This is a genomic window from Hymenobacter translucens, from assembly GCF_020685205.1.
Taxonomy (GTDB): Bacteria; Bacteroidota; Bacteroidia; order Cytophagales; family Hymenobacteraceae; genus Hymenobacter; species Hymenobacter translucens.
In genome coordinates this window covers 274244-300452 of sequence record NZ_JAJERB010000005.1, presented here as the reverse complement: position 1 = coordinate 300452, position 26209 = coordinate 274244, and the positions used below count along the sequence as shown (strand labels likewise).

18 protein-coding genes are annotated in these 26209 nt (G+C 57.8%); 14 read left to right on the top strand and 4 right to left on the bottom strand.

Features of this window, described 5'->3' with window-relative positions:
* Positions 1–15: 15 nt before the first annotated feature.
* Entirely contained in the window at positions 16–2769 is a 2754-nt protein-coding gene (locus LJY25_RS13375; protein WP_227608851.1) for a S8 family peptidase, read from the bottom strand.
* 546 nt (positions 2770–3315) lie between these two features.
* Entirely contained in the window at positions 3316–4911 is a 1596-nt protein-coding gene (locus LJY25_RS13370) for a protein adenylyltransferase SelO (protein ID WP_227608850.1), read from the bottom strand.
* Positions 4912–5207: 296 nt separating this feature from the next.
* Here LJY25_RS13370 and LJY25_RS13365 point away from each other — a divergent pair, with 296 nt between their 5' ends.
* The 7 genes from LJY25_RS13365 (at position 5208) to LJY25_RS13335 (ending at position 12114) form a co-directional block, all read left to right on the top strand.
* The gene (locus LJY25_RS13365) at positions 5208–6440 is read left to right on the top strand and encodes a PQQ-dependent sugar dehydrogenase (protein WP_227608849.1); all 1233 of its coding nucleotides are present in this window, start codon (positions 5208–5210) and stop codon (positions 6438–6440) included.
* Positions 6441–6819: 379 nt separating this feature from the next.
* A complete protein-coding gene (locus LJY25_RS13360; protein ID WP_227608848.1) occupies positions 6820–7239 on the top strand; it encodes a hypothetical protein in 420 nt (139 codons plus the stop codon).
* Between the two features lie 123 nt (positions 7240–7362).
* A complete protein-coding gene (locus tag LJY25_RS13355) occupies positions 7363–7749 on the top strand; it encodes a hypothetical protein (protein ID WP_227608847.1) in 387 nt (128 codons plus the stop codon).
* A gap of 613 nt (positions 7750–8362) precedes the next feature.
* Complete coding sequence (locus LJY25_RS13350; protein WP_227608846.1) at positions 8363–9268, top strand: hypothetical protein; 906 nt, start codon at positions 8363–8365, stop codon at positions 9266–9268.
* An 18-nt stretch (positions 9269–9286) separates the two neighbouring features.
* Positions 9287–9961 carry a response regulator transcription factor gene (locus tag LJY25_RS13345; RefSeq protein WP_227608845.1) on the top strand — a complete coding sequence of 225 codons (675 nt, stop codon included), beginning with the start codon at positions 9287–9289 and terminating at the stop codon, positions 9959–9961.
* A gap of 174 nt (positions 9962–10135) precedes the next feature.
* Positions 10136–11380, top strand: coding sequence for a sensor histidine kinase (locus tag LJY25_RS13340; RefSeq protein ID WP_227608844.1), 1245 nt, complete (start codon positions 10136–10138; stop codon positions 11378–11380).
* 236 nt (positions 11381–11616) lie between these two features.
* Positions 11617–12114 carry a sensor histidine kinase gene (locus tag LJY25_RS13335; protein WP_227608843.1) on the top strand — a complete coding sequence of 166 codons (498 nt, stop codon included), beginning with the start codon at positions 11617–11619 and terminating at the stop codon, positions 12112–12114.
* Between the two features lie 1166 nt (positions 12115–13280).
* Here LJY25_RS13335 and LJY25_RS13330 read toward each other — a convergent pair.
* The gene (locus LJY25_RS13330) at positions 13281–13826 is read right to left on the bottom strand and encodes a hypothetical protein (protein ID WP_227608842.1); all 546 of its coding nucleotides are present in this window, start codon (positions 13824–13826) and stop codon (positions 13281–13283) included.
* A 1426-nt stretch (positions 13827–15252) separates the two neighbouring features.
* On the opposite strand from LJY25_RS13330, the gene LJY25_RS13325 reads away from it, so the two are divergent.
* The 7 genes from LJY25_RS13325 to LJY25_RS13295 all read left to right on the top strand — a co-directional run bounded on the left by LJY25_RS13325 (position 15253) and on the right by LJY25_RS13295 (position 24745).
* On the top strand, positions 15253–18096 hold the full coding sequence (locus LJY25_RS13325; RefSeq protein ID WP_227608841.1) for a type I restriction endonuclease subunit R: 2844 nt from the start codon (positions 15253–15255) through the stop codon (positions 18094–18096).
* Positions 18097–18113: 17 nt separating this feature from the next.
* The gene (locus LJY25_RS13320) at positions 18114–19655 is read left to right on the top strand and encodes a restriction endonuclease subunit S (RefSeq protein WP_227608840.1); all 1542 of its coding nucleotides are present in this window, start codon (positions 18114–18116) and stop codon (positions 19653–19655) included.
* Positions 19656–19666: 11 nt separating this feature from the next.
* A complete protein-coding gene (locus LJY25_RS13315; protein WP_227608839.1) occupies positions 19667–20179 on the top strand; it encodes a hypothetical protein in 513 nt (170 codons plus the stop codon).
* A gap of 42 nt (positions 20180–20221) precedes the next feature.
* Positions 20222–21226, top strand: coding sequence for a hypothetical protein (locus LJY25_RS13310; RefSeq protein ID WP_227608838.1), 1005 nt, complete (start codon positions 20222–20224; stop codon positions 21224–21226).
* A gap of 9 nt (positions 21227–21235) precedes the next feature.
* A complete protein-coding gene (locus LJY25_RS13305; RefSeq protein ID WP_227608837.1) occupies positions 21236–22699 on the top strand; it encodes a class I SAM-dependent DNA methyltransferase in 1464 nt (487 codons plus the stop codon).
* A gap of 111 nt (positions 22700–22810) precedes the next feature.
* The gene (locus LJY25_RS13300; RefSeq protein ID WP_227608836.1) at positions 22811–23875 is read left to right on the top strand and encodes an HNH endonuclease; all 1065 of its coding nucleotides are present in this window, start codon (positions 22811–22813) and stop codon (positions 23873–23875) included.
* Between the two features lie 501 nt (positions 23876–24376).
* A complete protein-coding gene (locus LJY25_RS13295; protein ID WP_227608835.1) occupies positions 24377–24745 on the top strand; it encodes a helix-turn-helix domain-containing protein in 369 nt (122 codons plus the stop codon).
* Between the two features lie 78 nt (positions 24746–24823).
* On the opposite strand, the gene LJY25_RS13290 is transcribed toward LJY25_RS13295, so the two are convergent.
* Positions 24824–26140, bottom strand: a complete 1317-nt coding sequence (locus tag LJY25_RS13290; RefSeq protein ID WP_227608834.1) for a tyrosine-type recombinase/integrase — start codon at positions 26138–26140, stop codon at positions 24824–24826.
* Positions 26141–26209 lie beyond the last annotated feature (69 nt).

The following is a 26209-nucleotide window of genomic DNA, read 5'->3' as shown; positions in this document are numbered from 1 at the left end:
TAAACCGGTGACGGCTTAGTGGGTGATGACTACCCGTCCGGTCTGGGTTTTATGGTCGGCGTACAGCTTGAACAGGTAGGTACCGGCCGGCAGCTTGGCGCCTTCCAGGGTCTGCTCGTGGAAGCCGGCCGTCTGCGCCGCCTCAGTTACCGACTGCACCTTGCGGCCCATCATGTCATAGAGCTCTATCTGCACGCGGCCGGGCTGGTCGAGGTAGTACGTCAGCGTGGCGCGCTCGGCAAACGGGTTGGGCGTTACGGCGGCCACGGTTTCGGCCGAGCGGCTGGCACTCATGCCGGCGGTCTGGCTGGTCGAAGTCGAGCGGGCGGCATCCACCGGAGCGGTATTCCACTGGTCGTGGGTGCGGGTGACAATCACGGCGAAGTCGGCGCGCTTCACGGCCTGATTGGGCTTGAAGGTGGCGTGCAGCGTCGGAGTCAAATCCAGGGGCCCCTGCGTCAGGCTGTAGTAGGCGTTGATGATGTTCATATCAAGAGCCACCTGCACGTAGCCGGCCAGACCGGCCGGGATCTGGGCAGCATCCTCAATGGGCAGGCGCTGTCCGTTTACTTCCACGGTCACCTGGCCCGAGCTCTGCTGGGCTTTGTTCTGCAAGCCCAGGCTCTGCACCAGCGAATACGCCAGGCTGGCGCGGGTCACGGCCTGGCTGGGCCCGAACGAGCCGGGTGCTACGGGCAGCATGACGCCATTCTGAACGTGGTAACGGTCACGCAGGGCCGCGCCCCGGGCCGTCACCGACGAGCCCAGCAGCTGCTCAGCGGCGCTCAGGTCGCTGAACTGCGTGGAGCCATCCACCGGCAGGAACTGACGGATGGCCTGGCCCATCAGCAGATAGTCGGCCAGTTGCAGGCGGGTCAGGTTCTGGTCGGGCTTGAAGCCGTTGGCCAGACCATCCATGAGGCGCTTGCCGATGGCCATTTCGATGGATGCCTTGGCCGGGTGCGTGGCTACGTCGTTCAGGCCGGTGGAGCCCAGCGCCTGGTTCAGGGAGATAGTGCCGTTTACGGTCTCGGGCAGAGCTGCTCCCTGCAGGCCGTCGAGGCGCACCGTCCAGGTGCCGGCCTCGGGACCGGCTACTGCTACGGCCCGGCCGGGGCTCAGGGCAAACAGCACCGAGATGCCCGAAGCGTAGCGCTTACCGGTAGGCGAGAGTAGCACCAGGTTCACGGGGTTGCCGGTTTCACCCAGCAGGCCCGAAACCTTGCAGCTTACTTCCAGCGACGACGTGCCGGGAGCTACCGTAAAGGTGCGGCTGTTGGTGGCCGTCGTAACGGGGTTGAAGCTGATGGTGAAGGGCGTGTTGCTGACGCTCGTGTTCACGTTGCTGAAGAAGGTACGGGTAGCGTTCACTGTGGGGCCGTAGCCGGCTAGGCGGTAGGCGCGGTCGACGGCCGCGTAGGCATTGGCCATGCCCCGGCCGGCTTCCCACGACTCGCGGTTGGGCAGGTTGGTGGCAGTCTGCTCCAGAATCGACTTCACCTCGGCTGGCGTCAGGTTGGGGTTGGCATCCAGCATCAGGGCCACGATGCCGGCCACGTGGGGAGCGGCCATCGAGGTTCCCGTCAGGGTAGTGTAGTAGGGCAGGTGAGCGGGTTCGATGGTTTCGGCGTCCTGCTGGGTGCTCAGCACGCCCACCGGCGAAAGGGTGCGGGTCGATACGATGTCGGTGCCGGGAGCCGCTACCGTCGGCTCGTCGCGCCAGGGAAAGGTCTGGCCATCGATGGTTACGGTGCCGTTCACGCCTTTGCGGCCGCGGGAAGAGGAGGGAGCTAGCACGCCGGCCTTGTCGGAGTTGGCGACGCAGATAATCCAGGGCGCCTTTTTGTAGTTGCCGGTGATGGTGCCGGAGCCGGCGCCCGAGTTGCCGGCCGAGAAGACGACTACCATGTTGCGGTCCACGCAGCGCTTGGTGGCAATGGTAATCGGGTCAGCCGGGTTTACGTCGGTGGAAATGTCGCTGGTCGTACCGAACGAGTTGGTGATAACGCGGATGTTGTACTGGAACTGGTGTACCAGGGCATAGTCGAACGCGCCGACTACGTCCAGAATAAACAGGCCCGCGCCGGTGCCGTAACCGATAAGGTCGGCGCCGGGAGCAACGCCGGCATGCTTACCGTTCGAAGCAGCGCCCGTAGCGCCTACAATGCCGGCTACGTGGGTGCCGTGGCCCCCGGTCTGGTCGGTGTTAGGGACGTTCTCGACGTACGTGATGGGCAGCATCGGGTCCTGGGCGTTCAGGTTGGTGGTGCCCAAGACGTTCTGCTTCAGGTTCTGGCCCAGCTTCATGTCGGGGTGGGTTCCATCCACGCCGCTGTCGTTGATGAGCACCCCGATGCCTTTGCCCGATACCGGCAGGCCGCCATTGCGCTGGGTGAACAGGGGCTCCAGTCGCACGCGCTGGGCGCCGGTGAGCGCCGTGGCGCCGTCGTTATCCCGCTGCAGGGAGCGGTTCAGGTACACGGAAACCACGCTCGGGTCGGCAGCCAGCTGGTCGATCTGGGCCGCAGTGGCCAGTACACCGGCTATGGGCAGGGCGTTCATCGTGCGGCCATGTACGATTCCCAGGCGCTGAAGCAAGCCCAGATTCGCCGCTGAGGGCGCGCCGTTTCCTTGGAATGTTACCACTACCTGGTGTACGGCGGCAGGTCCGGTCAGGGCCGACTGCAGGTGAGAATCGACAAAAGCCTGTGAGAAGGCGGCCACGGTGCTGCCCATCCAGAGCAACAGGCCCAGTAAAGTTTTTTTCATAAAAAGCGGGAGGGGTTTATGAAGAATTCATGCGGACATACGGCCGCCCGTGAAAGTCGGTTTTAGGTGGTTTATAGCTTTTATGAAGCTTTAATGCAGTTTGTTTAACTTTTTGGGTTAAAAACTGAAAACTTATTGGTCCCGACCGGTGCTTATTTTGTTTGATTGTTAAAGAGGATTTTTACTATTCTTTGGCAAGTAGATCAGGCTGGCTACCCTGTTGCCTTCCGGTCCGAAGCTGGTCCCTGGTAAATAGTCTACTACGCATCGGAACAAACAGGTCAGATGAGAATAGTTACATTGGCTAAGAGTAATAATCTTAAGTTCAGTGAATTGCTTTGTTTCTGCGCGACGCTGCCCGCAAAAACCAGCCGGGAAGAAAGCGGGCACAGTGCTTCGTCGGCGCATCCGAACCGAGGAGCAGGTCAGCTTGAAACGAGGTAATTCCAGGGTCAGAAACCTGCCAAAAGCAAAGGCCCTGGCAAGCCAGAGCCTTTGGGCAGAAATTTTTTCGCAGTAGCTGAAAAAAAAATCAGCTTCAGGGAGTTAGGAGCTGCAGGACAAGGTGGCGCTGCCCGGCTTTTCCCGCGCCCATTCCGGACGCTTGGCTGCCAGCTCATTGTGTTCGGGTTGCTCGTCGAAGGGTGCTTTCAATACCTGCATCAGCCGGTTCAGCAGCGTCAGGTCCCCGGTTTCGGCGGCTTCGATGGCCTGCTGGGCGAGGTAGTTGCGCAGCACGTACTTGGGGTTGGCGGCCAGCATCCCGGTTTGGATAGCATCGGGGTCAGTGGTTTCCTGGCGCAGACGAGCGGTGTAGCGGCGCAGCCAGGGCAGCAGGTGCTGCTGCCCGATGGGCCCCAGCTCCACATACGACGTTTCGCGCACCAGCTCAGCCAGCAGTGCTTCTTCCTGCTCAGGCTGGGTTATCAGCGTGGGAGCCAGGTGCGACAGGCGCCGGAAAAACAGCGTCATGTCGACCACGCCATCGGCCAACGCTTCGGGCAGCACTTCCAGCAAGGCCAGGTCCTCGGCGCTGGTAAAGCTGGTCAACCCCAGCTTACGACCGTACAGCTCCCGCCGGGTTTCATTCAGGGTCGTATTGTAGCGGTCCAGGCCGGCATTCAGCTCCTCCACGTTATCGACCAGGGGCGAGAGGGCGCGGCCCAGCTGCACCAGGTTCCAGAGCGCTACCCGGGGCTGCTGCCCAAACGCGTAGCGGTGGTGCGAAAAATCGGTTGTGTTGGGCGTCCAGCCCGGCTCGTACGGCTCCAGCCAGCCGTAAGGGCCGTAGTCGATGGTCAGCCCCAAAATCGACATGTTGTCGGTGTTCATCACCCCGTGCACGAAGCCCACCGTCATCCAGTGCGCAATCATCACGGCGGTGCGGCGGCAGATTTCCTCGAACCAGCGCACGTATACCGCTGCCGACGGCTCGCCCAGCTCGGGGTAGTAGCGCCGGATTACGTAGTCGGCCAGGGTGCGCAGGTTGTCCAGCTCCCCGGCCGCGGTCATCATCTGAAAGTTGCCGAAGCGCACGAACGTCGGCGCTACCCGGGCCACGATGGCGCCGGGCTCGGGCTGGGGGTTGCCGCTGTAGAACATGTCCCGCACCACCAGGTCGCCGGTCGTTACCAGGCTCAGGGCACGCGTGGTGGGTACGCCCAGCCAGTGCATAGCCTCGCTGCACAGAAACTCGCGCACCGAGGAGCGCAGCACGGCCCGGCCGTCGGCCCGGCGGGAGTAGGGGGTGGGGCCGGCGCCCTTCAGCTGAATTTCCCGGGGCGAGCCGTCCACCGCCGACAGCTCCCCGAGCGACATTGCCCGGCCGTCACCCAGCTGTCCGGCCCAGCTGCCGAACTGGTGCCCACCGTAGCGGGCTGCAAACGGCTTCATCGTTTCGGTAACCAGGTTGCCGGCCAGCACGTCTACGGCGGGGCCCTGCTCGGGCGGGCGGCTCAGGCCCAGCTCGGCTGCCAGCTCCTCCGACCAGGCCAGCAGCCGAGGCTGGCGTACCGGGGTAGGAAGCACGCGGGAATAGGCCGCTCCAGGAACCTGTCGGGGGCGGTTGTCCATCGACGCTTCGCCGGGAAGCTCGTCGACGAAGGAATTGTGGAAAGTGGCTTGTTCGATTGATTGCGGCATAACGGGAAAGCAACGTCAGGTTGGAAGTTCGGCACGAAGGCCGGGGTGCCCGATTGCCAACGCAGAACCGCACTTCTTGTTTCGGCCGAGCTCGGTAGCCAGGCGGCCCCGGGGTCCGGCATTCAGCCCGGACGGGTGGTGCCTCGGCCTAACTTAAAATGGGCGAGATGGTTCTCATTTTATTAAGTACCCTTCCTGAATACAGGAGTACGGTCTGCAAAACGGAGAAATGTCGTCGGGCAGACGTTTAACGTTATAGGAGAGCCCCGGTCATCTACATTAATAGTCAATCCGCCATGAAACACTACCTGATTTGCCTTCTCGGCTGCTCGCTAGCCTTGCTGTCCTGTTCCCGCAAAAGTGATACGTCGGTAGACCCTGCCGCGAAAGGACCCGACATTCCCCCGGTGGAAACCAACGCTCCCAATACGAATTACCAGCCGGCCTTTGCCGGGCAAACCCGGGCGGCCGGTGTCACTACTGCGGCCGGCAGCTACCGGGCCACGGTTCTGACGTCCTCACTGGCCAGCCCCTGGGGGATTACCGCTCTGCCCGACGGTCGCCTGCTGGTAACTGAGAAAGCCGGCCGCCTGCGTATCGTCAGCTCATCCGGCGTGGTAAGTGCGCCCATCACCGGAGTTCCGCCGGTGAATGCGGCCGGGCAGGGTGGCTTGCTGGGCCTGTGCCTCGATCCTGATTTTTCAACCAACCGGATGGTGTACTGGTCGTTTTCGGAAGCCCGCCCCGACGGCAACGTGACAGCCATTGCCAAAGGGCGACTGGCCAATAATGAGCAGAGCCTGGAAGGCGTCAGCGTTATCTACCGCGCTGAGCCCGCGTACGCCGGCAGCCTCCACTACGGAGGCAGAGTGGTGTTTGACCGCACAGGCAACCTGCTGGTCAGCACCGGCGAGCGTTCTGATCTGGTCACGCGGCCTCAGGCCCAGTCGGCAACGTCTGCCCTGGGCAAGATCATCCGCATCACCCGCGACGGCCAGCCCGCGCCCGGTAACCCGGTCTTTGCGCAGGCTGGTGCGCGCCCGGGGCTGTACTCTATCGGTCATCGGAATCCGCAGGGGCTGGCAATCCATCCGGTAACCGGGGAAGCCTGGGAAAGTGAGCACGGCCCCCGGGGCGGGGATGAAATTAACCGCCTGCGGGCCGGTGCTGATTATGGGTGGCCTACCATTACCTACGGTATCGAATATGGGGGGCAACCGGTAGGAAGCGGTATTCAGCAGCGCGACGGGCTGGAGCAGCCGGTATATTACTGGGACCCGGTCGTGTCGCCCAGCGGGATAACGTTCTACAGCAGCGACCGGATAGCCGGCTGGCGCAACAACCTGTTTGTTGCCTCCCTGAGTGGTATGCACATCGTGCGTCTGGTCATTGAGAACAACCGGGTGACCGGGGAAGAACGGCTGCTGGCCAACGAGGGGCAGCGCTTCCGCGACGTTGCGCAGGGCAGCGACGGCGCTTTGTATGCAGTTACCGATCAGGGGCGGCTGTACCGCATCGACCGGCCCTGATCAGGGCGTTTGGGAGAAAACGCGTGAACAGGTCACGCTGACAGCGCAACCACGCTGTTGTGCGGGGTTAAACGAATAAACAGGACGCAAGCCCTTGGGGAAGGATCAAGCGGCAGCCATTCCAGCTCAGGCTCTACAAGTCCTGGGCAACGAAACGATGCGGCCCAACTGCGCAGATTTCTGCCCGACCTGCAGGGTCATGGTTACGAGTGGATCAAACACGGCCTCCCACGCTTAGAGCAGTTAAAGACACCAGGGTAAAGCCGGTAAAGGGGGGTATCCCGTTCAATTGCCTTAGCAGGCTTCATCATCTTGGCATCATGAAGACGGGGTAGGTTTGGGCATAAGCTTCGGGAATTACCCGGACGACTACCGCGCCATGAACAAGCTGCTGCCCCTTCTTACTGCCCTGCTGCTCGCTGTTGCCTGCCCCGCGCGCAGCCAGGCCTTTCGGTATGCCGACCCAGAGTATGCCGCCCCGCAGCGAAACCCGCTCGCCCAGCAAACGGCCGCACTGACGGCCTACTATACCGATGTGCTGCGCTTGAACACCCGCCAGCAGTTGGCCGTGCGTCGCTGCATCGCCCGGTACCTGAACCAGGTCGATGCGTTGGACTGGTGCCTAAGCCCGGATACCCCGGCAGGTTCCTCGCCGGAAGCCATAACCGCTGAGTTGCAAGCCGGTCTTCTGCGTGTGCTCACACCGCGCCAGTGCGGACTGCTGCTACTGATGCTCGAGCAACCCCTGCCCGAAGTTTTGCCGGAAGCCCAGCTGTGGGCTACCGAGCCGGCCCGCTAGGGCTATCTGGTTTCCGCCGCGCTTATCATGTTCGCATCATGTTGGCGCACTAGGTTTGTCTTACTCGCTGACTCCGCGTACAATTTTCAACTTTTTCTTTTTCACTTTTTCTTCCTCCTCACCATGAAAACCCTCCTCTTCTCTACCGCTCTGTTTGCCATCAGCCTGCTGGCTTCAGAAGCCTCCGCCCAAGCTCCCCAGGCAGCTGCCGGCCAAGCCAAGCGTGCTGCCGCGCCGACCCCCGCAACCCCGGCCAGCTCCACCCAGCAGCAGACCGCTCGTGCCAATCACGGTCAAGCCGTAAGTAACGTAGCTCAGACCACTACGCTTACCGGCGCCGATAAAGGTGCTGCCATCAGTACTGTTGCCCGCCAGGGCCGCTCGGCTGCCCGCGGCCGGAGCGTCGCTCGCCCGGAGCGCAGCGCCCGTGGGGAGCGTACCCGCGGCGGCTCTGCCGGCCGGGCTCAAGCATCCAGTCAAACGGGACGGAGCCAGGGACGCGGCCGCTAAGCCAAAGGCCAGGGCCCGGTTGTTCGACGAGCATGTAAAGTTCGTGGGACAACCGGGCCTGTTGGCTGATGCCGGTTAGGTCCCGGCTACCGAAATTGAACTACATTAGAATCTGGCTTTCAACGAGCCGTCTTACGATAATGAAAGGTACCTTACTCTTCTTCCTGCTTGCTTTCCCACTGCTCACGGTTCAGGCGCAAACCCCGACGGTGGAGCAGCGTGAAGCAGTGGCTTACCAAGCCACCGCGCACGTGCAGCCGGAGGTGTTACGATCCGCCCCCGACCAGCAAGGGCCAGCCACGGATGCACCCGTTAAGGCCGTGCCGCAGACTGCCCGCAAGCGCAAACCGGCCCGCATAGATGAGGCGGAAGCCACTGAAGCGGCCGCTGAGGCCCGCACGGCTCGAAGTGCACGGGCGGAGCGCAGTGCCCGTGGCCCGCGAAATAGAGGGGAAGCCGGCCGGGGCGCCCGCAGCACCACCCAAGGACGCGCTGCGGGAGCTGTACGTGGACGAGGAAACTAAGAACCTAACCGCTTATGAGCGTTGTATAACAGGCGAAGACAGGTGAAATGATGATACGGTTGCGGGTCCACCGGGCGGGTTTGCTTACGGTGATTTTTGTATTGCTGGGCTTTTTCCTGCCGCGGCTTGCTCAAGCGCAGCGCGACGCGGGCAGCCCGGGTGAAGCGGCCACAGCGGGAGCAGCTACTATAGCCGACACGGCGGCGGTCGTACCAGTCCAGAAACGCCGGGGAAGTTTTACAGCTACGCTTAGCGCGGGCAACAACTCCTCTTTTTTTGGGCGCACCCAGGCCGAACGCTACCCGTATGCCGCCGCCGAGGCAACCTATACCAGCCGTTTCGGGGTATGGGGCTCCGTGGTGAGCTACAATCTGTTTGCCACCACCAGCTTCATTGACGAGACCGATGTGTCGGTGGGGTGGGACGGGGACCTATCGAAAAAAGTTGATGCTTCCATCAGCTACTCGCGCTTTCTGTTTGGGCCTAACAGCCCCCTGGTGAAGTCCAGTGTCACCAATTCGCTTGATGGCTACGTGGGCTGGGACTGGGGCTACCTGTACTCGCGCCTGAACGCGGCCTACGTGTTCGGCGAGTCGAGCGACCTGTTCCTGATCCTGGACAATTCCCGGTACTTCGAAATCGACAAGGTGCTGGGCGGCTACATCGCCCTTGAGCCCCGGCTGAGCGCCACTATGGGTACGCAGCGCTTTGCGCAAACCAGCCTGGTACAGCAGCAAACCCGTGGCAACATTCCGGTGCCGCCCGGTCGGGGTGGCCCCCGCCCCGGGCCGGGCGGCACCGTCACGACAACGGAAACGACAGAAACCACGCGCTTCCGCCTGCTCAACACGGAGCTGCGTGTACCCGTGACCTACACCAAGGGCAAGGTAGCCGTGCAGGCAGCGTGGCGCTACGCCGTGCCCCTGAACCTGCTGCCCGAGGACGTGACGCGGGCCCGGTCCTTTCTGACGGCCAGCATCTCACTTACTCTATAACGCCTCGTCTATCTCGTCATGACCGTCCTCATCGTCGAAGACGAACGTACCCTAGCCCGGGAGCTGAGCTTGTTTCTGCACCAGCAGAACTTCACCTGCGCGGTGGCCCGCACCGCGCGCGAAGCTCGCGCGGAGCTGGCCGACAACGTATTTGACTTCGTGCTGCTCGACCTGGGTTTGCCCGATGGCGACGGGCTGCAGGTACTAGCCGAGGCCAAGGAGAATGAGCTGACAGCCGCGGTCATCATCCTGACGGCCCGTGGCGCCGTGGAAGACCGGATCCGCGGCCTGGAACTGGGAGCCGATGACTACCTGGCGAAGCCCTTTTCGCTCCCTGAGCTACTGGCCCGCATGCACGCCATCACGCGGCGGCGCTTCGGCCTGCATAAGCCCCTGACGGCCTGCCGCGCGTTTGAGCTCGATTTACAGGCCCGCCGGTTGCTCTTTGAGGGGCAGGAGGTAGCTTTGTCAGTCAAGGAGTTCGACATTCTGAGTTACCTAGTGCTCAACCGCAACCGCGTGCTTACCCGCCTGCAGCTCACCGAGCACATCTGGGGTAACCTGCCCGACCTGGGCTTTGATTCCAACTACATCGATGCGCACATCAAGAACCTGCGCAAGAAGCTTGGCAAGTATGCCGACGTGGACTGGCTCGAGACCGTGCGCGGGGTGGGCTACCGGGTGGTGCTGTAACGGCGGGCCGGATACGTATTGCTACCTTCCTGCTGAGCCCCGGCCGCTGGCCGGGGCTTTCTGCTACTCCTCTGTTCAGTTGTCGCCGTGAAGCTCGTTACCAAATTTTCCCTTTTCAATGCCCTTTCCCGGGTCGCGATTTTACTGCTGCTGGTAGGCGTGCTGCCGCCGGTAATGAGCCGTTTGGCACTGGTCAGCACTGACCAGCGTCTGCAACAGAAGAAAGAAAAGGTGCTGCGTCTGCTGCGCCGTACAGGAATTTCCACGTTTCTGGAGGCAGGGGAGTCTTCATACGGCAGCTACAACCTGCTCAAGGAAGAGTTTATTTCGCTTGAGGAAATTCAGCCAGGACCAACTATCGACGTTATCGAGGACTCCAGGCGGGCCGTGGAAGACGAGATTGTGGCATACCGGGTGCTGAGCTACTCTTTCTCGCAGGATGGGCGGCATTACCTGCTGGAGGTGGGCCGCAGTACGGGCAGCATCGGCGAGACGGAGCGCAACTTTCGCTATTACGCGCTTTACATCCTGGCCTTGGCCATCGGGCTCACCACGCTGGCCGACCTGGCCTACTTCCGCTACCTGCTCCGGCCCCTGGGCACCATCATTGGCCGGCGCCTGCGCGACGTGCGTCATCCGGCCTCGTTTAACTTCGAGCCAGTTGAAACCAGCACCAACGACTTTCGCCATCTTGACGAGAGCCTGCGCACGATGATGCGCACTGTACAGGCCTCGTTTGAGAAGGAGCGCCGCTTTATTGCCGAGGCCTCGCATGAGCTTCTGACGCCGCTGGCGGCGCTGCAGTACCGCTTCGATAATATGCTCGGCGACGAAAGCCTGACCGAGGAGAATCAGCTGCGCGTGGTAGAATCGCAGCGTACGGTGCACCGACTGCGTTCCATCATCAAGGCACTGCTGATGATTTCTAAAATTGAGAACGACCAGTTCACCCGCACCGACACGGTGTCGCTGCGGGAGTTAACCGCCGAAATAGCAGAGGAGGTCCAGGAGCGGCTGGAAGTGCGCGGGCTGACGCTGAGTTATAGTGTAGAGCCCGATTTTCTGGTGCCTCACTGCAACCGGGGCCTGCTCTTTACGCTGGTCGTTAACTTAGTGAGCAACGCTATCAAGTACAACCGCGAAGGCGGGCAGATTCACCTGCTCGGTCGCCTGGCTCCGGATGCCGCCAAATTTGTGCTGGAAGTCCGTGACACGGGGGTAGGAATCAGCAAAGAGCAGATGTCGCGCCTGTTTCAGCCCTTCGACAAGGGCGAAGCAGCCGACCAGGATAGCTACGGGCTGGGACTCAGCATTGCCCGCACCATCGCCGAACTGCACGGCATCCGTATTGAGGTCAACTCCATCGAGGGGCTAGGCAGCTCGTTTCAGCTCCTGTTTCCGGCTGTGCCGCGCCTATAGGTAGCCTGTACAGGCTGCTAAGGTAGAAGCTGGGGCAATGGACCCGATGAACTCCTTCATCTTGACATCATGAAGCGCTGGTACTCTTGCATTATCAGCATAGCTGCGTTACCAGCCAAGCAGATTAAGCTAAAGCAGGGGGCGGCCTGTTCCCTTCCCGCTCGCTCTATCTCTATGCCCACGTGCCTCTTTACTCCCTAACAGTGTAGTTACTTCCTGCCCGAAGATAATGGACCATGATGCAGCTTGAAAACGAACTCTTTTTTCGTACTGAGACAATATCCCTGCAGGAACTGACCGCTGCGGTAGTTGACGACTTATATGAACTTCTGACGCAGTATCACGTCACACTGGAATATACCGTAGAATCAGACTTTACAGTGCACCGCTGCAATCGCAGCCTGCTGTTTACACTGGTGTATAACCTAGCAACCAACGCCATCAAATACAACCATCCGGGAGGTCAGGTCCACCTGTTAGGACAGCCCGCGCCATCTGGGCAAGGTTATTTACTAGAAGTACACGACACAGGACCAGGCATTGCTTGTGCGCAGTTACCGTACAATAGCAGATCCTGCAACGCCGAGCGGCCCGGTGAGCCTGCTCATTCCGGCATTGGTTTAGCAATGGCTTGGACGATTGCCGAGCTACACCAGATTTTCATTTCGGTTGATTCGCATAAGGGAGTTGGCTCATCGTTTAGGCTGCTTTTCCCAAACGTGCCGCGTTTCTAGTCAATGCTGGTAGCCTGCCAAGTAGATCCGCAAGGCAATGAACCATCCATTTACTCTTCCAGTAGCAGCGACCAGAAGTAAGGAAAGCCGCCCAGCCCAAAAGTTCGACGGTTTTTCCCTGCTAGGAACCCAATGACCCCACCTGGTCAATAGATTTCGCTTCTTTTCAGCATCGTTGCCCCCGGCTAAACATTAGCTAGCACGCACATAGGTGCCGTGTAGTTGATAGTTTGGGTCAATATATGGCCTGGTTATAGCTGCCCAAAACTCAGCGCTTTGAAAGGTTTTTCGTGCGTTGTCCCGATAGAAACGAGAAAGCCCGGTAACAGACTGGTTTGAAGTCTATTACCGGGCTTCTTGGCGCTCCCTCCTGGGAGCCTTTCGGATGAGGCATTTCTCTGATTGTTAATGGTTTGTATTTATGGCGTACCGGTACGCGTACCGGTTTGCAAGTTTTGGCTTCCCAAGGGGCCACTTTGACATATCGGTGGTTAAGTAGAAAGGTAGAAAGGGTATCAGTTGTGCGGTATGCGTCAAAAGGAATGAGATGAGTCATTAATAGAGCCAACTAGGACGAGTCATAGAAAGGGGCATTTTACAAATAATATGTCTGTCCTCACCATAGCCAAGCTCATAAAGGGATTCCAATTAAGACTCTACCTGGCTCGACCATAGGGAGTGTCAAACCAAATTCCGGATAGCGAGCCTTAAACTCCCGCACCACAGCGGCCGGTGTTGGCTCTCCGTACCTCTTCAGGTCGGCTACGACCGATTGGAAAAGGGGTAGGATGGCACTGGTGAATGGGTCAAAAATGGCGTTGGTGAATGGGCTGAAAACGGTAGTGAAGCTTCGCTGACCTCGATTATATTGAAGTAGGGAGTAAACGTTGATGATAATGTTGCGCGGCTGGCCATTGAATTTGACCCCATCAAACAAATGAAACTGCCTGGTGCAGTTCGCATCACCAACCTGCTGTAAGTAGTCCTCCCTTACTTCTGGACCAAGTCCTGGGATACTCTCGGCTGGAACGGTTATCTGGTGAAGTCTTAGCTGTTGGCTGTCCCAACGTTCTACAAAGGCCAAAAACAAGAGCCAAGCATGATGCTGAAGGGTAGGGGATGCATTCATTGACATCAAGGGCTATGTGAAGAAATTGAAGAAGCGATTATCGCGGGAATAGGAAGTAAAAAGGCTTATGATCTTTACATTCTAGCGAAACGGCATGGAACATTCTAGACTGATGCTTAAGTGGCGCGGATGTAATCAAGAGTTTCGTTCCTGGATACAGGCTGGTGAACCGCTCCTGTACCATTGATTTTGTGGGTCGGCCTTTCCTCCAGAGATCCGCTAGAATGCCTTTAAGGGAGACCAGATAATTATTCGCAAAAGGGTTGAAGGCAGCGGCGAAGCAATGGGTGTTAGAGTCGTATTGAATGGAACTGAGCAATAGTATTCTGCTCCATGAGGGCTCTCCGGTGTGGTCGTTGGGGTCTGTCCATAATACCTGGTGAATGACGTTAGTATAGGCAATATCTTCTAGCACTTGCTTGGCAGTTGCCGGAAGTAGATCGGTAATGGTCGAAGCCGGGATACGCACTTCTTGCTGCCAATGAGCATTAGAATCTCGAGCTGAGACCAATGCCATAAACAGGTCCCAGGCGCGGCGGTATACCCATGAAGAGGAGCGAGTTTCATGATTTGAAATAGCCATTGTATGAGGGTTAAATGGTAAGCCTCACAAAAATATACAAATCCATTAATTGTACATAACTAATACTAAATTGTACACAAGTTGTGTACGATTTAGTATGTGCAGTCTGGATAGTAGGAAGAATAAGTTGCCCCTAGGAAGTTGCGAAGCGGCTCAAGGCATTCCATGTGGGTAAGGGAAAGACGTTACAACGGGGCTATGACGCTACTGCTATCCACATTGCCCGCATCGATGCCCGCTGACAGAATGTAACCCTTGCTACCCTGGCTGCTCTTTGCCAGTACTACCACACCTCGCTATCGGATTTCCTTCTGGATGTAGAGCAAGTAGCTGACGCTTCCTTTCTGTCTGGAAAGCCGGATGCCTGATCGTCCAGATGTTTCGGCTTTATGATTTCTGGAGCGTAGGTGCAAAAGGAAGCCTTTCCCCTTTTGCTTGGCAGGGGGGAGTAACATAAGGATGCCTTCCTCTCTGAGATGCGTAAATTTTTTTCTAACAGGTTATCAACGACTTCGCAACCTATGTTTGTGCTCATCAAATACTTATGTCGAAAAAAGCATGGATTCAAGGCTAAAGCTTCCGATTATTGTAATCGAATTACGCCGTCAATACCCTCTGCGCATGCAGTAGCTCTCTTACTCAAATACGAAAGGCTGTTTGTTGCTTCGCCTAAAACAAAGCAAGGCCGTTGGTTACAGGGCACAACTCACTTTTGAGTTGTGCTGGCTGCCCTCCTAAAAGTCCCCATTGAGTAGCCCAGCCTGGTCAGCTACCGACTCCTACCCCTTGCGGCAGCTTCCCAAAGCTTTATTATTTCACTTCTCCTATATCGTGTGCGACGGCGACCGGAGGTGGGTGGGGTGGTAGGGCGCAGCCTTCAGCAAGTGGGGTATTTACTTACGAGGCACCCTTTTACCCTAAGGCGCCTAGTACATACGAGGCAGATGAGGCTGCTTCAAAATGCACCAACCTTATACTTGGGCGTAGCGGGTCAAACATTCGTGTCTATGCCCGGCTCGACAACTTAGCCTAATCGCGTCTCTCATACCAGCATAGCTGTTAGCTATGCGTCTGAAACCGGACACGATGTAAAACGGCCTAGTGTTAGGCTCCTTCGAGGAAGGGTTACTGTCGCCTTTTGGTCGAATTGAGGAGCCTATCTGCACGATACCTGCTAGGTTTCCACTAGAGGCGTTTATCCAGAACATTCTTCTCATCTCTATCACCAAGGTCGAATTGCACCCACCCCTAATGGTTTCGCGGTAAGGCTTGACAATACTAACCGGGCCATGAGCCCGTTCACAATGGCTGGGAAAGCCGAGCCTATTTGACGTCGGCTAATGGTTGAGTAGATTTTTTGTGCTGAGGACTCTTATATTACCTGCCCACAAATTATCTACACGCTACATATCCTCGTCGCATTTGTATGCTAACCCCCGAACAGAAGGCTCGTCAGCTAATCGATCAACAGCTAGAAGAGGCTGGGTGGCTTATCCAGGACGCCGCCAAAGTAAACATGAGTGCCGGCCTTGGCGTGGCTGTGCGCGAGTTCCAGACTAGTACCGGCCCGGCCGACTACGCCCTGTTCGTAGACCGCAAGCTGGTCGGCGTCATTGAGGCCAAGGCGGAGGGTAGCTTGCTGGGAGTCGTGGCCGAGCAGACTGCCCGCTACCTGACCAGCACCACCAAGTTTGTGCAGCGGGCCGCCGACCAGCTCCCCTTCGGCTACGAGGCCAATGGCGACGAGGTGCGCTTCTGTGACTGGCGCGACCCGCAGCCTCGCTCCCGCAACGTGTTCAGCTTCCACCAGCCCAAAACCCTCCAGGGCTGGCTGGCCGATGGCGACGACACCCTGCGTCACCGCCTTCAGAGTCTGCCCGCCCTGGCCACTCATGGCCTGCGCGACTGCCAGGTGGAAGCCATCCGCAACCTGGAAGAGTCTTTTAAGCATGACCGGCCCCGGGCTCTGATTCAGATGGCCACCGGCTCGGGGAAGACCTTCACGGCCGTATCGTTCGTCTACCGCCTCATCAAGTTTGCCGGGGCTAAGCGCATCCTGTTCCTGGTTGACCGCGGCAACCTGGGCCGGCAGACCCTCACCGAGTTTCAGCAGTACGTGACGCCTGACGATGGCCGTAAGTTCACGGACCTCTACAACGTGCAGAACCTGACCTCCAATAGCCTCAGCTCGGTCAGCAAGGTCACCATCACTACCATTCAGCGACTGTACTCCATGCTGCGGGGCGAAGCCGAGTTTGAGGCCGGCAACGAGGAGGAATCGGGGTTTGAGGCTGAAGCGGCGCTGACGGCCGTGCGGCCCAAGGAGGTGGCCTACAATGCGGCCCTGCCGCCCGAGACCTACGACTTCGTGGTCATTGACGAGTGCCACCGATCCATCTACAACGTGTGGCAGCAGGTGCTGGAGTATTTTGATGCCCACTTGATCGGCCTCACGGCTACGCCCGCCAAGCAGACCTTCGGCTTCTTCAACCGCAACCTGGTGATGGAATACACCCACGAGCGCGCCGTGGTGGACGGAGTCAACGTGGGCTCCGATATCTACCTCATTGGTACGCGCATCTCCCAGCAGGGCTCGGTGGTGGAAAAGGGGCTGCCTGTGCAGCACGTGGAGCGCCTTACGCGCAAGAAGCGCTGGGAAGCCCTCGACGACGACCTGCCCTACGCCGCCACACAACTCGACCGCTCCGTGACGGCCCCCGACCAGGTGCGTACCGTCATCCGCGAGTTCCGCGACGTGCTGTTCACCCAGCTCTTTCCCGGCCGCCACATCGTGCCCAAGACGCTCATCTTCGCCAAGACCGACGCCCACGCCGACCTTATCGTGGACATCGTGCGCGAGGAGTTCGGCAAGGGCAACGAGTTCTGCAAGAAGATTACCTACGGTACTACCGGCGAGAAGGCCGACGACCTCATCAAGCGCTTCCGCAACTCCTTCGAGCCCCGGGTGGCCGTGACGGTGGACATGATTTCGACCGGTACCGACATCCGGCCCCTGGAGTGCCTTCTGTTCTTGCGCGACGTGCGCAGCCGGGTCTACTTCGACCAGATGAAAGGCCGCGGCACCCGCGTGATCAGCACCTCCGACCTACAGATCGTGACCGAGGATGCCCCCGCTAAAACCCGCTTCGTGCTGGTGGATGCTGTGGGCGTGACCCACTCCGATAAGAAGGACCCCGCCACCTCCGAGCGCATTAAGGGCCTTAGCTTTAAGGACCTGCTTAAGGCCGTGAGCCTGGGCAGCACCGAACCCGACCACCTCAAGGCTCTGGCCACCCGCCTGGCCCGCCTGCACCAGCAGCTAAGCCCCGCCGAGCAGACCATCATCGGCACCCACGCCGCCGGAGCTACCGTGCAGGACCTGGCCGGCCGCCTCTACGACGCCGTGGACCCGGTGAAGGTGGAGGACGCGGCTATTGAGTTGGCCGCAGCAGCTGGGGAACCCACGTTTACGCTAGGGCCGGAGGGAGAAGAAATTCCGACGGAGCCCGCCGAGGCTTACTTCCGCCAGGCCGAGCACCAGCTCACCCTGGCCGCTGTGGCCCCCTTCGACAACCCCGAGCTACGCGCGGTACTCGAAAAGCTCCATGCCCAGAAAGACCTCATCATCGACCACCTCAGCGTGGATGAGGTCCGCACCTCGGAGTTCGGGGAGCGGTTTTCGCCTGCCCAGGCCGCCGAGAACCTGGCCCGCCAGCAGGTAGATAAGTTTCGCGCCTTTATCAAGGAGCACCACACTGAAATCCTGGCCTTAGAGGTGTTGCACAACCAGCCCTGGCGCCGCCGTGAGCTGACCCATCGCCAGCTTCGCGACCTGGCCGACGCCCTTAAGCTGGAAAGCCCCGACCTGACTCCCGCCCACCTCTGGGACGCCTACGAGCGCCTCGACAAGGCCCGGGTGCGCAGCAGTGCCGCCCCTACCGGCAGTAAAAGCCTGCTCACCAACCTCATCAACCTGGTGCAGTTTGCCCTGGAGCGCACCGACGTGCTGGAGCCCTATGCCCTGACCGTGGAGCAGCGCTACCGGCAGTGGCTGCACCAGCAGCAGTTGGCGGGCCGCCTGTTCTCGGAGCCCCAGCAGCAGTGGCTCAACATGATGAAGGACCATATTACTACCTCCCTTACCGTGGAAGCTGAGGACTTCGACTACGCCCCCTTCGGGGACCACGGCGGTTTTGGCCGCGCCCGCGTCCTGTTCGGTGACGAGCTGCTCCCGGTGGTGAAAGAGTTAAACGACGTACTTGCCGCCTAAGCGGCTGAATCAATAGAATGCAGGAAAATCAAGAGTTGCCGGATTCGTGGGCTTGGACCACAATAGAAGATATTGGAAGAGTGACGTCAGGTGGCACACCCCAAAGTACTGACCCAAACAACTTTGGTACTGACATAGCTTGGGTGACGCCTGCTGACCTATCTGGCTATACTGAAAAGTATATTTCTGAGGGTGCTAGGTCGTTGAGTACAAAGGGCGTGAATAGCTGTTCCGCTACAATCATTCCAGCCGGAAGTGTGTTGTTTTCGTCCCGTGCTCCTGTTGGCTATGTGGTTATAGCAGCAAATGATATAAGCACCAACCAAGGCTTTAAGAATATTACGCCTACTGCTGAGTTAGTAAATTCCGAGTATGTATACTATTATTTAAAGGCAAGTAAGCGGCTGGCTGAAAGCTATGCAAGTGGGACTACTTTTCTTGAGTTGTCGGGGAAGAACTTTAGTCGGTTGCCTTTCCCTCTAGCACCTTTAACCGAGCAGCGCCGCATCGTGGCGAAACTGGAGGAGTTGTTCAGCCGCCTGGATGCAGGCGTGGCTACCCTTCGTCAGACCCAGGCCCAGCTGAAACGCTACCGCCAATCGGTGCTGCACGCGGCCGTGACGGGCGAGCTGACCCGCGCCTGGCGCGCCGCCCACCCTGAGCCCACCGAATCGGGCGCGGCCTTGTTGGAGCGCATCCGCGAGGAGCGCCGGGCACGATGGGAAGCCGTCCAACTGGCCAAGCGCGGCGGTCAGCTTCCGCTCAATGACGCCTGGAAGCAGAAGTACGAGCAGCCCGCCGCGCCTGATACGTCCGAGCTGCCGGAGTTGCCAGAGGGGTGGGCGTGGACAACATTTGAGGAAATAAGTGACCGGGTCACCGTAGGCTTCGTTGGCTCAATGAAAAATGAATACATCGAAGAAGGCATTCCTTTCCTTCGCTCTCAAAACGTTCGTGAGAATAGATATAGCTCTGATGGCTTAAAGTACGTCTCTCAGAAGTTTCATGACTTAATAAGCAAATCAACCTTAGCCCCAGGGGACTTAGCTGTAGTACGCTCTGGTAGTGTTGGAACTACATGCGTCATTCCCGATACGCTACCAATTGCGAATTGCTCTGACTTAGTTATTGTTAAGCAGCCTCGTATACTGCCTGAGTTTTGTGCCTACTACATGAATTCTGTTGCTAAAGGGAGAGTAAATGCCCAGAAGGTAGGGGTGGCTCTTATCCACTTCAATACTCAAGCAATGGCAATAATGCCTTTACCAGTCCCATCACTTGCTGAGCAGGCAGAAATAGTAGCTGAAGCAGAACGTCGCCTTTCCGTCCTCGACAATCTTGAACTCACGCTAAAAGCCGAGCTGACCCGCGCCGAGCGGCTGCGCCAGAGCATCATGCACCGCGCCTTTACCGGCCGGCTCGTGCCCCAGGATGCTACCGATGAGCCTGCCGCCGAGTTGCTGGCCCGCTTGCAAGCGGAGACAGCCGCTGCCCCAGCCAAGGGCAAGCGCGGGCGCAAGGCCAAGACTGCCGATGAGCAGCTATCCATGGAGCTGTAGCCCGCCCGCGCATGCACTTTCTTCCAAACCGCCTTACGGTGGCTAACTGCAGCATCTTCCATGCCCGTCAGGTCAATGCCCTGGCGTATGCGTGTCCCTCGGGCAGCGGCAACAGCTCGTTTCTTAATCACGAGTATTTCGCCCTGTATTGGAAAGGGGCCGCCCGGGCCGTAGCGCGGCTCCACGGCATCGTGAACATAGATCCCCAAAGCGGCTTCGCCTACGTGCATTGCAACAACGAGCGAGCCAATGGCCTTACCAACCAGGCACTGGAAGCCCAGGCTCGGGAGCGGCTGGAAAAGATGTTCCCGAAGGTGAAGGTCAAGCAAAAGGTGTTTGTCCTGGGCCCTCTCTACCCCACCTTGTTCTACAAGCCTACTGTCGGCGGCATGCTACACCGCAAGCTGTATTTCGATGTCGGGAGTCTGCAGCCCCGGTCCGCCGAAGACTTGGCCGACAAGCTGATGGGCTTGCACTGGGAAGCCGTGTTGACCTGTGAGGAAGTGCAGGCCAACATCCTTTAAAGCTCTTCTATTACCTCTTGCTTATCTAACACCTCTACCTCAATGGGAAAAGAAATCAGCTTGTTCTCCGGATACAGTCAGCCTGAGAACCGCACAACGAATTACTGCCAGCTGGTACTCCGCATGCTCTACGAAGAGCACCCCAAGCTGCTGGCTGAAGCTCTGAGCATCTTATGCGACGGGGCCGTGCTGCCAGTGGGCGTACAGTTTCGCCAGCAAGAGGTACAAGGCAATTCCGTCCCCGATGGGGTAATCCATCAGTCGGGCTTTACTATCTACATCGAAACTAAGCACCACGCTAACTTCGATTTTGACCAGCTCAAACGCCACATGCAGGCCCTGCAACAGCAGAGCGGCACCCGCGTCATGCTGGCCTTAGGTCGGTTCGAGGAAGACCCCAAGGCGCAGTTTGACGCCTTTCGTCAGCAGTGTGACACTGATTTCGGCAACCAGATCCAGTTTGCAGTCGCTTCCTTCGAAACCTTCCTAAATGCTGTACGCCAGTCCAGCCTGACGCCCACGCTAAGCGCCATGGTTGATGACTTGGAACAGTACTTCAACGAGATGGGCCTGCTGCCGCACTGGCGCGGCTGGCTCGACGTGTCGAACTGCTCCCAGTTTGCTGGCCGGTTGGTACAGGCACAGGTCTATATATGCCCGGCCACGGGCGGCGCCTACAGCCATAGCCGCTGCGAATACCTTGGTATGTATCGCGACAAAGCTGTGCGCCACATCGGGGTAATCCGGGGCGTTGTTGATCTATATGCCGACGACTCAACTAAAGTATTGTGGATTAACGACGGCACCGATAAGGATACCCTGATCGAAGAAGCTCGTCAACGTTTCACTGATGCTTACCCTGGTGACACTGATTGGGACGCCCGCGTATTTGTACTCGGACCGCTAGCCGACACGCACTTTTACAAAGACACCCATGGCGGCATGCGCAGCAGTAGGGAATACTTCTCGGTTCGCCACTTGGGAGCAACTTCCATTGAGGACTTAGCGGAAACACTCCGTCAGCAGTCCTGGTCCAAGCTGAAATAAACTCTTCTCATGAACATACAAGCTTCCCAACTCGTCCAGCGCGTCTGGAACTACGCTACCGTGCTGCGCGACGATGGAGTGGGCTACGGCGACTACGTCGAGCAAATTACCTTCCTGCTCTTCCTCAAGATGGCTGACGAGCAGGCCGGGTCCGCCAACGCCCCCACCGTACCAGCCGATAAGGACTGGGCTTCTCTGCGCCACCTCGAAGGCGACGCGCTGGAGGTGCAGTACCGCCACCTGCTCACCGACCTGGGCAAGGAGCCAGGTATGCTGGGCGTCATCTTCAAGAAGGCCCAGAACAAGATTCAGAACCCCGCCCGTCTGCGTCACCTTATTGCCCTTATCGACAAGGAAAACTGGTCGGGGATGTCATTCGACGTGAAGGGCGAGATTTACGAGGGCCTGCTGCAGAAAAACGCCGAGGACGTGAAAGGCGGCGCGGGCCAATATTTCACTCCCCGCCCTCTCATTCAGGCTATGGTGGATGTGGTTGCGCCCCGCCCCGGGCAGACCATCTGCGACCCTGCCTGCGGCACGGCCGGCTTCCTGCTCGTGGCCCGCGACTATCTCGTGCACCACTACGAGGGCGAAATGGATAGGGACCAGAAGCGCGCCCTGCGCCACGGCACCTTCTATGGGTTCGACATCGTGGACTCCGTTGTACGCCTGGCCGCCATGAACCTTTATCTGCACGGCGTGGGCGGTCTCGAAAGCCCCGTCCGCAACCAGGACTCCCTGGCTTCCGACTCCGGCGAGCGGTTCGACATCATTTTGGCCAACCCGCCCTTCGGCAAGAAGAGCAGCATTACGGTGATGAACGAGGAAGGCCAGACCTCCAAGGACTCGCTCAGCTACGAGCGTACCGACTTCGTCGCTACCACGAGCAACAAGCAGCTCAACTTCCTTCAGCACATCTACACCATCCTCAAGGTAAATGGTACCGGGGCCGTGGTGCTACCCGACAACGTGCTCTTCGAGGGCGGTGCTGGCGAAACCATCCGCCGCAAGCTGCTTAAGGATTGCGACGTGCACACCCTGCTGCGTTTACCCACCGGTATCTTCTACGCCCAGGGGGTAAAGGCCAACGTGTTGTTCTTTACCAAGAAGACCGGTGGCGAAACGGCTCGTACCAGCAAGTTGTGGGTGTATGACCTGCGCACCAACCAGCACTTCACCCTCAAGACCAACCCGCTCAGCCGCACCCACCTCGATGACTTCGTGCAGTGCTATGGTAAGCCCGGCGACATCGGCAGGCGTCAGGAAACTGAGCGATTCAAGTCTTTCACCTATGATGAGCTGCTAGCCCGCGACAAGGTGAACCTCGACATCTTCTGGCTCAAGGACGAGACCCTGGAAGATAGTGCTTCACTACCTGCTCCTGACGTCCTGGCTCAGGAGATCCTGGAGAACCTGCAAGCTGCCCTGGCTCAATTCAGCAGCATTGCCGAGGAACTGGGAGTGGAAGAATAACCTAAATAAGTGGTGATGGGCACCCAGATGGCTGGTGACCAGCTAACTGGGTGCCCTTTCGTTAGAATTTAAACTACTTAGTCCGCACACTTACTGTTTGACCTTTAGACGATGATTGATGAATACGCACAAGAGTTGCGGTTTAGCAGCTTTCAGTTATCTGATCCACAGTGCGTCATGCCACAACAATATTGGGACGATAGCGAGCTTATTGAAGAGCGAGTGGCAGTTATGCCTATTAATGCAGCGCATGGAATGACTGCCAAGCAGGTTGGTGACATCGTACGAAAAGCTCTCTTTTTTATGTATCTCCCTAAAGGCAATAAAAATTCGCCTCTAGACGGGAACCGTGAGATTCGGGAGAGTGAGCTGAAAATTCTAGCCATCTACTTGGATACAGCGGAGATGTATATGTTCCGAAAGCTGAAAAATCGTACTAACAATGGTGGGCGCTACTTGTATGGTGAAGCAGCCCTACGTCAGATGCAAAAGGCGCGCTTCTGTTGCGAAAACTGCAGTATGCCAAATGTTTTTACGTTGGATATCGACCACATTCATGGCCGTAAGCATGACCGGGAAACTTATCAAATCTTATGCAGCAATTGCCATCGCCACAAAACCGCTACAACGCTCGAACCTATGAGTCGTGATTATGGGCATGCCGACTTAATACGACACATTGAGGAACGGGCAATACTTATTGCCAAGCCTGGCAGAAGCTGTTATGAGATCGTGCCAGCCGGCACACAATTAACGTTCATTTTGTCCTACCGTCGAGGCAACCACTCTGCAGTTGATTTGCCTAGCGCAGACTATACCTTAAGAATGGTTTTGGATGAACCATTACTTGCACATAAGCATACTAACGGTAGCTTGTTTCAGACCGCAAACTGCTGCTGTCGATTACAATCCATTACGTACCAACTTCCAGACGAGCCAACGGATCCAACCGTATTGGACATACTGAATCCGATAACTGCTCATAGCATCGACAGCCTAGTCCATTACGTTAACACCACCTTCTTTCTAAATACAGCCACTCCAAAAAAAGATTGGACCTTGGCCAATTTCGTTGTTGTATCATCGGTAAGGCCGGAACGCTCGCTCGAAGAGTATCGTCAGGAGGCGTTGCCTATTTCCCCTTTTCGCTCCTCAGCGGCACGAAAGCAAAAATAGGCTCAGAGCTAGGATTAAGAGTGTTAAAGCCGCTTTGACCCGCGTACCCTACACTTAGTAAGATGTTTGGCAGGTCAAAGCCAAGCGGTTCAAGGCCTTCACCTACACCGAGCTGCTGGTTCGCAAAAAGGCGAGCCTCGACAACTTCTGGCTTAAGGACGAAAGCCCGGAAGATAGAGCCTCAATACCTGCCCATGACGTCCTAGGCCAGTTCAGTAGAATTGCCGAGGAGTTGAAAGCCGAGTAGATTATAAAGGATGCGTACCGCTTAAATCAAGGCCTGCCTGACAGGTAAGCAGCTTGGGTATATAAAGAAAACTACACGCTACCCCTTTGTGATACACTCGCAAAGGAAGTAGCTTTGTAGTACTAGTAGTAGCTATCCACTTTTCGGTGCGGACATGACCATTAAGGCATCGTCAGCTCGAAGGCAATAGGACTTTAACAAAGTCAAGCTCTTTGATGGCCCACTTAGGGTCATCATTTTAAGTTCCTATTGCCATGATCAACGGACTCTCCATTTCCGTCCCTGTCGAACTCATCATGCCCCAAATACAAGCCGCTATACAGGCGAGTATTGATGAATGCATGAAAAATCAACCGCAACCCGACCCGCAGTATACCGCGGAGCAGGTTGCTCATCTCTTGAATGTAGACGTACAAACAGTACACGATTACACGCGTTTAGAAGCCGGACATCCACGGCGCTTGCCTTACGTGGTTACTCACGATAGCTTCAAAGGGAAGCGCTTTCTGCTAAGTGATATTACTGCCTGGCAGAGGCGTAACCAGATAGATGCGCTGCAGCAGGTTATTCCATTGGTTCCCAAACGACCTGCGCGACGAAGGGCTACCAGGAAAGCAGCTTGATTAACGCCCACAGAACGCCCAACGGGCCGGCTAGAACTTCTCTACCGGCCCGTTGGGCGTTCTGCTCTCTATGAAGCTCTAAACTGCGTCTACGGGTGCTTTGTCATACCATTCACCTAGTACAGTCGCCCAGGCATCCAGGACCGCTGGAGCTAACAAGCGGGCCTTGTCTTTAGCGTAGCGGTCAGTCACGTCCTCATCCGCATGCCCCAGCACCAGCTTCGCCAAAGCCTTGTTGTTCTGCGAAGCCTGCTTGAGCAATGTTGCGGCAGTATGACGAGCCGTATGGCTGCTGATCACCTGATGCATTGGACGCCAGTTGTGCTTGACCTTGCCGCCACTGATAAGGCGGTCATCCCATTCCCGGTTCAAGCCGGCCTCTTTTGCTACCTGCTTGATCCACTCGTTTCGCTCCTGTTCACGTCGTCGTGGGAACTGCCAGCTCCACCGTTCGCCAATGCGTACGGCAATAGGGGGTAGGGGCACCGCGGCATCGAGGCCAGTCTTGCCCTGCACATGGAGCAGAGCCGGTACCTGCCGCCCATCTTCAAGTGTCAGGGTGGTACGCTGGCGCGTGTGCTCGAACTTCTCCAAGTCTTCATAACGCCTGCCGCTGAAGCATTGGAATAGCCATCGGTCACGTTCCTCGGCTAAGTGGGTGGCGGTAGGGCGGTAACGAATCAAGCGGCGCAGCTCTTCAGCCTCCAAGTCCAGCTGAGGGGCGTTCTTGGCCGAGTACTGCAGCCACGAAGCATCGGTCGGGCGGCCGAGACGCTCCAAACACTTCCGGATGCCGGTGAAATGCACCTTGATGGCAGCATCGCTAAGCTCTTGGTCCAGCAAGTGGTTTAGGTAGTCTCTAGCTACGTCCTCGGTAAACTGGCTGGGACGTAGGCCAGGCCGCCACGCTTCCATCATGGTGGCCATCTGGTCGTACTTGCGTAGCGAGTCAGCGGCTAGGTGTCGGTTCTTCTCTTTCCATTCCTCCAACAACTCCCGCCAAGACTGCTGCGACAAGTTCGGCTTCGTTTCGACTTCTGGGAAGAGGTGGCTGTACAACGCCTCCTTGGTTACCTTCTCGAAGGGTGCTGCATCCCAAAGGTCGTGGAAGGCTGAAGTCACGTCCTCCTCCCACTCGTTTAAGCGGCCGTTCAGCTTAAGGTACTGCGGGTGCTGATTTGAAACGCGGTCAGATGCTTCATCCCAAAGCGGCACCAAGGCTCCTTTCTTGCCCAATTTTTGGGGTAGTATCCGTTCACCGGTACGCAGGTGAAGGGTTTCGCCATGCCAGCGAGCCGTTATTCGTAGGGCACACCACCCTTGTTGATCGGCTTGGGAATGGATGGGGTAGAAGTGAACGCGGATCTTGCGTCGGTAAACGGTAGGGCTCTTCATCCTCAGACTACTAGCAGTACACGTACCGGTCTCCGTACCGGTTTTGGTACCGCTATAACCTGCAATATC